The sequence below is a fragment of the Vibrio chagasii genome (assembly GCF_002954585.1).
Lineage (GTDB): Bacteria > Pseudomonadota > Gammaproteobacteria > Enterobacterales > Vibrionaceae > Vibrio > Vibrio chagasii_A.
In genome coordinates this window covers 237,719-247,898 of the sequence record NZ_MSCI01000004.1, presented here as the reverse complement: position 1 = coordinate 247,898, position 10,180 = coordinate 237,719, and the positions used below count along the sequence as shown (strand labels likewise).

Annotated in this window: 7 protein-coding genes, 2 tRNA genes and 2 rRNA genes; 3 read left to right on the top strand and 8 right to left on the bottom strand. The window is 44.8% G+C overall.

Features of this window, described 5'->3' with window-relative positions; genetic code table 11:
- The 6 genes from BTO10_RS22755 to BTO10_RS22725 all read right to left on the bottom strand — a co-directional run.
- A 23S ribosomal RNA gene (locus tag BTO10_RS22755) occupies positions 1-213 on the bottom strand; the annotation flags it as partial.
- 310 nt (positions 214-523) lie between these two features.
- Positions 524-599 (bottom strand) — tRNA-Glu (locus BTO10_RS22750).
- 88 nt (positions 600-687) lie between these two features.
- A 16S ribosomal RNA gene (locus BTO10_RS22745) occupies positions 688-2,240 on the bottom strand.
- 538 nt (positions 2,241-2,778) lie between these two features.
- Entirely contained in the window at positions 2,779-4,032 is a 1,254-nt protein-coding gene (locus BTO10_RS22740; protein WP_105025885.1) for an HD-GYP domain-containing protein, read from the bottom strand.
- 83 nt (positions 4,033-4,115) lie between these two features.
- The gene (locus tag BTO10_RS22735; RefSeq protein ID WP_004738662.1) at positions 4,116-4,523 is read right to left on the bottom strand and encodes a VOC family protein; all 408 of its coding nucleotides are present in this window, start codon (positions 4,521-4,523) and stop codon (positions 4,116-4,118) included.
- Positions 4,524-4,883: 360 nt separating this feature from the next.
- Positions 4,884-4,968: transfer RNA gene (locus tag BTO10_RS22725), tRNA-Leu, on the bottom strand.
- A 194-nt stretch (positions 4,969-5,162) separates the two neighbouring features.
- Here BTO10_RS22725 and BTO10_RS22720 point away from each other — a divergent pair.
- Positions 5,163-5,639, top strand: coding sequence for an RDD family protein (locus BTO10_RS22720; protein WP_004738663.1), 477 nt, complete (start codon positions 5,163-5,165; stop codon positions 5,637-5,639).
- A 60-nt stretch (positions 5,640-5,699) separates the two neighbouring features.
- Here BTO10_RS22720 and lptG read toward each other — a convergent pair whose 3' ends face one another.
- Both lptG and lptF read right to left on the bottom strand, forming a co-directional pair.
- The gene (gene lptG / locus BTO10_RS22715) at positions 5,700-6,770 is read right to left on the bottom strand and encodes an LPS export ABC transporter permease LptG (RefSeq protein WP_105025884.1); all 1,071 of its coding nucleotides are present in this window, start codon (positions 6,768-6,770) and stop codon (positions 5,700-5,702) included.
- Between the two features lie 3 nt (positions 6,771-6,773).
- Positions 6,774-7,874 (bottom strand): LPS export ABC transporter permease LptF, encoded by a 1,101-nt coding sequence (lptF, locus tag BTO10_RS22710; RefSeq protein ID WP_004738666.1) that lies wholly within the window; start codon positions 7,872-7,874, stop codon positions 6,774-6,776.
- Between the two features lie 192 nt (positions 7,875-8,066).
- Between lptF and pepA the strand changes: the two genes are divergently transcribed.
- Both pepA and BTO10_RS22700 read left to right on the top strand, forming a co-directional pair.
- Positions 8,067-9,587 carry a leucyl aminopeptidase gene (gene pepA / locus BTO10_RS22705; protein ID WP_004738667.1) on the top strand — a complete coding sequence of 507 codons (1,521 nt, stop codon included), beginning with the start codon at positions 8,067-8,069 and terminating at the stop codon, positions 9,585-9,587.
- A gap of 99 nt (positions 9,588-9,686) precedes the next feature.
- On the top strand, positions 9,687-10,136 hold the full coding sequence (locus BTO10_RS22700) for a DNA polymerase III subunit chi (protein ID WP_105025883.1): 450 nt from the start codon (positions 9,687-9,689) through the stop codon (positions 10,134-10,136).
- Positions 10,137-10,180: the final 44 nt, after the last annotated feature.

The window sequence follows — 10,180 nt, the reverse complement described above, 5'->3', positions numbered from 1 at the left end:
CCTCGGGGTACTTAGATGTTTCAGTTCCCCCGGTTTGCCTCTTGCTGCTATGTATTCACAACAAGATACTTACTTATGTAAGTGGGTTTCCCCATTCGGAAATCCCAGACTCAAATGACTTTTACTGTCTAATCTGGGCTTATCGCAAGTTAATACGTCCTTCATCGCCTCTGACTGCCAAGGCATCCACCGTGTACGCTTAGTCACTTAACCATACAACCCGAAAGGGTCTTAGTGTATGGCAACTAACCAAGGTTTTTGGTTGTAATAAGAAGGGTTAGTTTTTATTACGTGTTTGCCGGACTCAATGTGATTCAAATTAGATTTGAATCGAATACAAGACACTTGAATGTGTTTGTGTTGTGTTTACTGTTCTTAATAAATAAGAGCAGATAAACATTGAGAACTTTTAATTTGATTAACTCTTAGAGTTAATCAGTCAGCTTTCCAAATTGTTAAAGAGCTAATCACTTCGTAATGAAGTAACCATTTTTAAAAGCACTATTGAAAATGCACTTAAAGATGGTATCCCGTAGGGGAGTCGAACCCCTGTTACCGCCGTGAAAGGGCGGTGTCCTAGGCCTCTAGACGAACGGGACACTGGATTGAAGAACTTGGGAGTTCTTCGTCTCTTTACTTTCTAAACCGTATCAATCTGTGTGGACACTTATCGTGAATATCTTCGTATAAGGAGGTGATCCAGCCCCAGGTTCCCCTAGGGCTACCTTGTTACGACTTCACCCCAGTCATGAACCACAAAGTGGTGAGCGTCCTCCCGAAGGTTAAACTACCCACTTCTTTTGCAGCCCACTCCCATGGTGTGACGGGCGGTGTGTACAAGGCCCGGGAACGTATTCACCGTAGCATTCTGATCTACGATTACTAGCGATTCCGACTTCATGGAGTCGAGTTGCAGACTCCAATCCGGACTACGACGCACTTTTTGGGATTCGCTCACTCTCGCAAGTTCGCTGCCCTCTGTATGCGCCATTGTAGCACGTGTGTAGCCCTACTCGTAAGGGCCATGATGACTTGACGTCGTCCCCACCTTCCTCCGGTTTATCACCGGCAGTCTCCCTGGAGTTCCCGACATTACTCGCTGGCAAACAAGGATAAGGGTTGCGCTCGTTGCGGGACTTAACCCAACATTTCACAACACGAGCTGACGACAGCCATGCAGCACCTGTCTCAGAGCTCCCGAAGGCACACCTGCGTCTCCGCTGGCTTCTCTGGATGTCAAGAGTAGGTAAGGTTCTTCGCGTTGCATCGAATTAAACCACATGCTCCACCGCTTGTGCGGGCCCCCGTCAATTCATTTGAGTTTTAATCTTGCGACCGTACTCCCCAGGCGGTCTACTTAACGCGTTAGCTCCGAAAGCCACGGCTCAAGGCCACAACCTCCAAGTAGACATCGTTTACGGCGTGGACTACCAGGGTATCTAATCCTGTTTGCTCCCCACGCTTTCGCATCTGAGTGTCAGTATCTGTCCAGGGGGCCGCCTTCGCCACTGGTATTCCTTCAGATCTCTACGCATTTCACCGCTACACCTGAAATTCTACCCCCCTCTACAGTACTCTAGTTCACCAGTTTCAAATGCAGTTCCGAGGTTGAGCCCCGGGCTTTCACATCTGACTTAATGAACCACCTGCATGCGCTTTACGCCCAGTAATTCCGATTAACGCTCGCACCCTCCGTATTACCGCGGCTGCTGGCACGGAGTTAGCCGGTGCTTCTTCTGTTGCTAACGTCAAGAGATGCCGCTATTAACGACACCCCCTTCCTCACAACTGAAAGTACTTTACAACCCGAAGGCCTTCTTCATACACGCGGCATGGCTGCATCAGGCTTTCGCCCATTGTGCAATATTCCCCACTGCTGCCTCCCGTAGGAGTCTGGACCGTGTCTCAGTTCCAGTGTGGCTGATCATCCTCTCAGACCAGCTAGGGATCGTCGCCTTGGTGAGCCATTACCTCACCAACTAGCTAATCCCACCTAGGCATATCTTGACGCGAGAGGCCCGAAGGTCCCCCTCTTTGGCCCGTAGGCATTATGCGGTATTAGCCATCGTTTCCAATGGTTATCCCCCACATCAAGGCAATTTCCTAGGCATTACTCACCCGTCCGCCGCTCGACGCCGTTATCGTTCCCCGAAGGTTCAGATAACTCGTTTCCGCTCGACTTGCATGTGTTAGGCCTGCCGCCAGCGTTCAATCTGAGCCATGATCAAACTCTTCAATTTAAGATTTTGTGACTCAACGAATACTGATTACATTCTCTTCGCTTAATAAAAAGCTAAGTAATGTTGAATTGACTGTGCCGAATCTTACGATTCGAATTGGTCACTCAGTTCATTGAAATCAAGTTGAAACCGAAGTTTCATTTTTTGATATTCATCAACGAGTGCCCACACAGATTGATAGGTTTAAATTGTTAAAGAGCTTCTCTTCGTTGTGACTTGCGTCACTTCGTAAGAGGCGGCCATTCTAGCGACTTAATTCTCTGTGTCAAACACTTATTTTGAATTAATTTCTACTTTCTAAAAGTAGGAGTGAATTATCACTCAAAGCTAGTTACCTTCACTAACATTCTTCGCTGAAGCCTTGTGGCGTCTGCCGTGTCAGTGAGGCGGCATTATAGAGACGCCGCTCATATTGGCAAGCATTAAATGCATTTTTTATTGAAAAAAGAGGTTAAGCGAAGACATTTCAACCAAGGGCTTATTTGTACCACTTTAAGCCCAACTTTCGAACAAATTACTCACAACGCCCTGTGGATAACTACTCACCACTATCAAAGAAGTAAGACAATCGAGACCTAGGATTTAGATACTCTCTCACTTGTTCAGGCAGTTTGTTGGGATTAACCGCGTTAACGATCTTGATATCTTTAGCAAGCAGGTCGATTACCGGAGCTTGTATTCTGGGTACGCTAGGGTCATAGGTAAGCACATTAGGATAAAGCATATGCTTGGCATTTACCGAAATCACAATACCAATTGAATCATTAGAGAGCTGGACCACTGTTCCTGGCGGGTACACTCCCATGAACTTAACCAATAGACTTAAGTTGTCTTGGCTATATAGGTGTTTGCAGTTCTTATATAAATGGGAAAGCGATAAGTAAGGGATCATTGGCGGTGACTGTGTTTTACCATGGCACAAGTTATCAAATGCATTGGCCACTGCTACTATCTTGGCAAACTCATCAATCTCTTCTTCCTTTAAACCTTCTGGGTAACCAGAACCATCATTCATCTCATGATGCTGAGCAATTACCTTTTTAGCTGTTTCAGGAAAATCATCTATTGCAGAAACGATATCCGCACCATACTTAGTATGGAGCTTTAAGTAGTTCTCTTCTGGCACCGTCAATGCGCTCTGCTTTCTTAATATAGCTACAGGTATTTTGATTTTGCCCACGTCATGGAATAACGCAGCAAAAGAGAGCTCTTTCAGTTGTTGTGTGTTGTAGCCTTTGGCTTTGCCGATCATCATGGCAACAACAGCAACATTTAATGTGTGGAAGTAGATATCTTCAAAGTCAGCCTTACCATTCATTAGGTGAAGTGTGACGTTATCATCACATACTAATGTTTCGACAATATCATCAACGAGGGATTTCACCTCCCCTACCGCATCCAAAGGGCGATTGCGAATTTTGGTCATGACAGAGCGCATTCGAGCAAGTGAACGCTCAAACTCTTTCTCACAGTTACTTACTCTGCGTCGGTAAGAGCTTAAAGTCTCAATGCGATCATGCTTCTCTTTCCACATTTTTTCAGCTTCAAGACTAACCTGTACGTCATCTCCTGACTCTAGTTCAACCACATAGTTAACTGGCAAAGGTGAAGTATCACTTTGATTAAGGTTTATATAGACGTGTTTGATACCAAGATGTCGAATGATCTTAACTTGAGCATCGTCTTTTATTTTAAAACTATTGAATAGAAACGGGTGTTCATTCCACTTGACGGGAAGTCGTATATGTAAACCGGGCTGAATGCGATCTACGGTAATTTTTATGCTGCCCATTTTTATATATAACGTTGATTAATAATCTCTATTTATAATTCTAATAAAACCAAGCAGCAATTTCACGATCCTATTTCACAGGTTCAGTTTAAAGAATCGCAATGCACCATCCATCTTATACCGAACTTATCTTCAACTTTGCCAAACCTAGCGCCCCAAAACGTGTCTGCAAGTGGCGTCATAACTCGCCCGCCCTGCGTTAGTTTTTCAAAGATCTGCTCTTGGGTCGCTGTGTCGTCTGTAACAAGAGAAAGTGCAAGGTTGTTCCCTTCAAGCTCTTTAGCTTTAACCCCATCAGACATCATCAGCTTCATACCAAAGGCTTCGAATTCAGCATGCATGACCCAATCAGGCTGCGCTCCCTCTATTACCTGTGGAGCATCACTAAAGAGTTGTTTCGATAAGACCACTCCACCAAAGCATTTATGATAAAAATCCAATGCCTCGTCACAACGACCATCGAAAAATAAGTAAGGGGTTACTGTCAGCATATCTTTCTCCTCTATTGCTACTTTAAACATAGACAATAGAAGTAAGAATTACAGGTAACAGGCTGATTTAAGATGATTAATTTATTGAATGTTATTAACACGACGGGAATCAATGGGATTTATGAGTGAAACATCAAGATTTAACTGATTCGTAACTTGCGTCCAAGTCGACACGCTGGATGTTAAATTCACAAACGCCTAAAACGACGAAAGGTCGCTATAAAAGCGACCTTTCTATATATGGTACTGGTTAGACGGACTGATTGGACAGGCATTCCTGCAACTACCACGAAGGCAACGCTTTCCTGCGTCCAGATACAACAAAGCCCCGACTTGAGTCGAGGCTTTGTCATTTAAATATGGTACCGGTAGGCGGACTTGAACCGCCACGCCCGAAGGCAACGGATTTTGAATCCGTCGTGTATACCAATTTCACCATACCGGCATTATCGTGGGCATTGCCCTGTCGATATTTGGCATTATACGTATGCAAGCTGATGTGGCAAGTATAAAAACTTGAATTCACGTGTGTTTGCCGATAATTTCGCCACTAAGTCATAAGCTGTGCGTCATGTCTCTTTTCACGCTCAACCTTAAACTATATTCTGACGCCTAAATTTTTGAAGAAGTAATAACACCATGACATCTACCAACACATTGCCACCAGCAGGAATGATGCGCCGATTCGGTGCTTTGTTCTATGACGCCCTTATCGTAATCGCTATTGAAATGATGGCGGCTGGCGTCATTATCGCTTTACTGCATGCGCTTATGGCTCTTGGCATTTTTGACCACAGTGGTTATGCCGATGTCAGTGACTTCCTAACCAATCATCCTATCTGGAGCCCGGTTTACACATTTTATCTAGTGGCGGTTTGGGTTTACTTCTTTGTGTTCTTCTGGACTCGAGCTGGTCAAACTCTGGGAATGAGAGCATGGAAACTTCGCGTTCAGAACAAAGATGGCTCTGCGATTACTGTCACTCAAGCTCTTATTCGCTTAGGAACTTCTGGTTTTGGTCTAGCCAATCTCTGCGTTCCCTTAGATCCTCAGAAGCGTGGCTTTCACGATATCTGGGCGAAAACAGAAGTGGTTGTATTACCTCAAGCGCGATAGCGTTTCTAAACCGCTTCAACCAAGATCAAAAAAGGAAGGCGTTATGCCTTCCTTTTTTATTTATAGTTTCCGCCTCAAGAGCATCACGGCTATTCCGAGGAATACCACACTTGGGGCTATAGCACCAAAGGCCGGTGGTATCTGATACACCAAGCTCACAGGGCCAAAGAACTCACTGGATATATAGAAGGTGAAGCCTGCGATAACACCAGATAGGATTCTTGCCCCCATGGTCACGCTACGCAATGGACCAAAGATAAACGACAGCGCCATCAACATCATCACCGCGATAGAGATTGGCTGGGTTATCTTTCTCCACAACGCCAGTTCGTAACGAGCAGCATCTTGTTCTGACGCTTTCAAGTAAGATACGTAATCATACAACCCACTCAATGACAGCTCTTCTGGTTTAACCGTCACGATTGCAAGCTTGTCTGGTGCGAGTGATGTTTTCCAAGTGTATGTGGGCAAATTCTCTTTCGTTATCTGCAGTTCATTTTCAAACGAAGTGACGACAACATCTTTCATCGTCCAAACGTTGTCTCCAACGTAATCGACTTCTTTAGAATAGATAGCGGTTTTCAGAGCCTTGTTTTCATCAAAGCGCCACATGTTCATGCCATATAGCTTGTCATCGTCGATTTTGACAATAAAGATGAAATCATTGGCATCACGAGCCCAGACACCGCTTTGCGTGGAGATGATATTCCCCCCTGCAATCGATATGGTTCTTAAGTCACGAGCCATCTTTTGTGCTTGAGGTGCACCCCATTGCCCTAATAGCGTCACCACTATCATTAATGGAATCGCAGTCTTAAGTACCGACAAACCGATATCAAGTTTAGAGAAACCCGCCGCCTGCATTACTACTAGCTCAGAGCTCGCCGCAAGCATACCCAATCCAATCAACGCACCAAGCAAGGCTGCCATTGGGAAGAACATTTCGATATCACGTGGGATACTTAACAAAACAAAGTACAGAGCTTGAAGCAGATCATAGGTACCACGACCCACTTTTCTCAACTGCTCTACATACTTGATAATCCCTGAGAGGCCAACAAACGTCACCAATACCAGTGACGTGGTTGCGATGATGGTTCTGCCTATATATAAATCGAGAATCTTAAACACGGCTTAAGCCAACCTCTTATTCTTGAATTTTTCTTTCAAACGCCTTACTGGCACGCTATCCATAAAGTTTGCACCAATCGCGACAATTAGCAACAACGCATTGATTGGCCACATGCCGACTACTGCTGGGATACTACCCTCTTCTATTGCTGATTTGGTTGCACTGATTGCCAAAAAGTAGGTCAGGTAAATCAAAATCGCAGGACCAATCTTAGCGAAACGCCCTTGCCTTGGGTTTACCGCCGAGAGTGGCACAACAAGCATGGTCAACAATGGAATACAGAGTACCAATGAAATACGCCATTGCAATTCAGCTTTTGCGCTATTATTTGGATTACCAACGAGATCAAGTGTTGGAATCGCTTCCCAATCACGACCTTTCTTCTCCACTTCTCGCTGGCCAATCAAGCCTTCATACTCTTCGAAGTGTGTCACCATATAATCAAGACGAGTTGGGACACCTTCATGACGAGTACCATCGTACATCACGATAACTTGGCGACCGTCGCTGAGCTCTTTTACATCACCCGACTTCGAATACATCACACTTGGAAGCACAGAATCACGTGGACGCATTTGAGCAACGAACACGTTTTCTAGCTTATTACCATCGATATCATCGATGAACACCACAGACGAACCATCTGGCGTTCTTTCAAACTTACCCTTTGGTAGCAAATCAACACTGTTTTCTGCTGCCACTTCCTCATACATCTGCTCAACCTTGTCTTGCGACCAAGGGGATAACCAGAATGAGTTAAAAGCGGCAACCGATGCGGTAATCAAAGCTAAGTACAGTGCCGATTGAATCAGGAATTTGTTACCGATACCGGTGGCGTTCATGACCACTATTTCACTTTCAGCGTAAAGACGACCAAAAGTAAGCAAAATACCAATATAGATACTGAGCGGAAGCATCAATAAGCCCATCGCAGGCATATTAAGGCTAACGATCGACAAGATTAGACTCGCAGGGATAGCACCATCAGAGGCGTCCGCTAACACACTGATGAATTTTTGGCTGAGAAACACGAGAAAGAGAACAAAAAAGATCGCAAATTGGCTCTTGATTGTCTCACGGATCAAATATCTAACAATAATCACGCTCAAATTACCTATACAAAACTTGTTTTTTTGATTGAATCACTATAATTTCCCGTTGAACCTTTTATTTTTTTAAATTTTTAGCTAAGTGTTAGCGTTCTTCTTTAAGGTTAGTTCCATTATAGGATCCAACAAGTAAGAACTCATTATCTAACATTTAGTTCGATTTGTCTTCAGGATGTAGGAGTACGCATGGAGTTCAGTGTAAAAAGTGGCAGCCCAGAGAAACAACGCAGCGCATGTATCGTTGTCGGTGTATTCGAACCGCGCCGCCTTTCTCCAGTCGCCGAGCAATTAGATAAGATTAGCGATGGCTACATTAGTTCACTGCTTCGTCGCGGTGACCTAGAGGGTAAACCTGGCCAGATGCTACTACTGCATCAAGTACCTGGTGTACTTTCAGAACGTGTTCTACTTGTAGGCTGTGGTAAAGAGCGTGAGCTAGGCGAACGTCAATACAAAGAAATTATTCAGAAAACCATCAGCACACTAAACGAAACAGGTTCTATGGAAGCAGTATGTTTCCTAACAGAGCTGCACGTTAAAGGCCGCGATACTTACTGGAAAGTTCGTCAAGCGGTAGAAGCGACTAAAGATGGTCTATACACATTTGACCAATTCAAGAGCAACAAGCCAGAGACTCGTCGCCCACTACGTAAATTGGTATTCAACGTACCAACACGTCGTGAACTGAGCCTAGGTGAAAAAGCGATTGCTCACGGTCTTGCTATTGCTTCAGGTGTGAAAGCATCTAAAGACCTTGGCAACATGCCACCAAACATCGCTAACCCAGCATACCTTGCATCTCAAGCTCGTCGCCTAGCTGACGACTTCGAAACCGTAACGACTAAGATCATCGGTGAAGAAGAGATGGAAAAACTGGGCATGACCTCTTACCTAGCGGTTGGTCGTGGTTCAAAGAACGAATCTATGATGTCTATCATGGAATACAAGGGCGCACCAGATTCTGATGCAAAACCGATTGTACTTGTTGGTAAAGGCCTAACTTTCGATTCAGGCGGTATCTCACTTAAGCCTGGCGAAGGTATGGATGAGATGAAGTACGACATGTGTGGTGCTGCGTCAGTATTCGGTACAATGAAAGCGCTAGCTAAATTGAACCTGCCAATCAACGTTGTTGGTATTCTTGCTGGTTGTGAAAACATGCCAGGTAGCAATGCTTACCGCCCAGGTGACATCCTAACGACGATGTCAGGACAAACAGTTGAAGTGTTAAACACTGATGCTGAGGGTCGCTTGGTTCTTTGTGATGCGCTAACTTACGTTGAGCGTTTTGAACCAGATTGCGTGGTTGATGTTGCAACACTAACTGGCGCGTGTGTTATTGCTCTAGGTCACCACATCAGTGGCGTTCTATCAAACCACAACCCACTGTCTCACGAACTTGTGAATGCTTCTGAGCAAGCAAGTGACCGTGCATGGCGTCTACCAATGGCAGACGAGTACCATGAGCAGCTAAACAGCCCATTCGCAGATATGGCGAACATCGGCGGCCGCCCAGGCGGTACTATCACTGCTGGTTGCTTCCTGTCTAAGTTCACTAAGAAATATCACTGGGCTCACCTAGATATCGCAGGTACAGCTTGGAAATCTGGCGCAGCAAAAGGCTCGACAGGTCGTCCTGTCTCAATGCTAGTCCAATTCTTATTGAACCGCAGCGGCCAAGAGACTGAAGAGCAATCTTCAAAATAGTAAAAAGGGCCTACGGGCCCTTTTTTAATAAGCGCTATTTGTTAGGGTCTGTTGACCAAATAAGATAAATAGCCACGATTTTCAGTTCGAGTATCAAGTATGCAGACAGCTACGTTTTACATAGTGTCATCAGACAGCCCACAAGCGAGTGAAGAAGGTTTCGCTAACTATGTGCTGTTTCTTGCTCAGCACTTTGCAAAACAAGGCGCTAAACTTTATCTCAACTGTAATGACAAAGCCCATGCGGAGCGTATCGCAGAAGTTTTCTGGCAAGTCGAGCCCTGTGAATTTATTGCGCATAACTTGGTTGGCGAAGGCCCGAAGTATTCAACCAACATTGAGATTGGCTACCAAGGCGTAAAGCACAATTGGAATCGTCAGCTAGTAATTAATCTGGCCGATAATCATACAACCTTTGCGAACGCCTTTGCTCAGGTGATAGACTTCGTCCCTTGCGAAGAAAAAGCTAAGCAACTCGCTCGAGAAAGGTATAAAATTTACCGTCAGGCTGGATATCAGCTGCAGACTATCGAGATTCAACATCCATAGTCAAACCTCATAGATAAAGCTATCTTTGAATTTAGATTCAAGAA

Coding starts and splice junctions, on each gene's coding strand:
- BTO10_RS22735 (WP_004738662.1), bottom strand. CDS start 4,523: ATGCTGACAGTAACCCCTTACTTATTTTTCGATGGTCGTTGTGACGAG.
- BTO10_RS22740 (WP_105025885.1), bottom strand. CDS start 4,032: ATGGGCAGCATAAAAATTACCGTAGATCGCATTCAGCCCGGTTTACAT.
- pepA (WP_004738667.1), top strand. CDS start 8,067: ATGGAGTTCAGTGTAAAAAGTGGCAGCCCAGAGAAACAACGCAGCGCA.
- BTO10_RS22700 (WP_105025883.1), top strand. CDS start 9,687: ATGCAGACAGCTACGTTTTACATAGTGTCATCAGACAGCCCACAAGCG.
- BTO10_RS22720 (WP_004738663.1), top strand. CDS start 5,163: ATGACATCTACCAACACATTGCCACCAGCAGGAATGATGCGCCGATTC.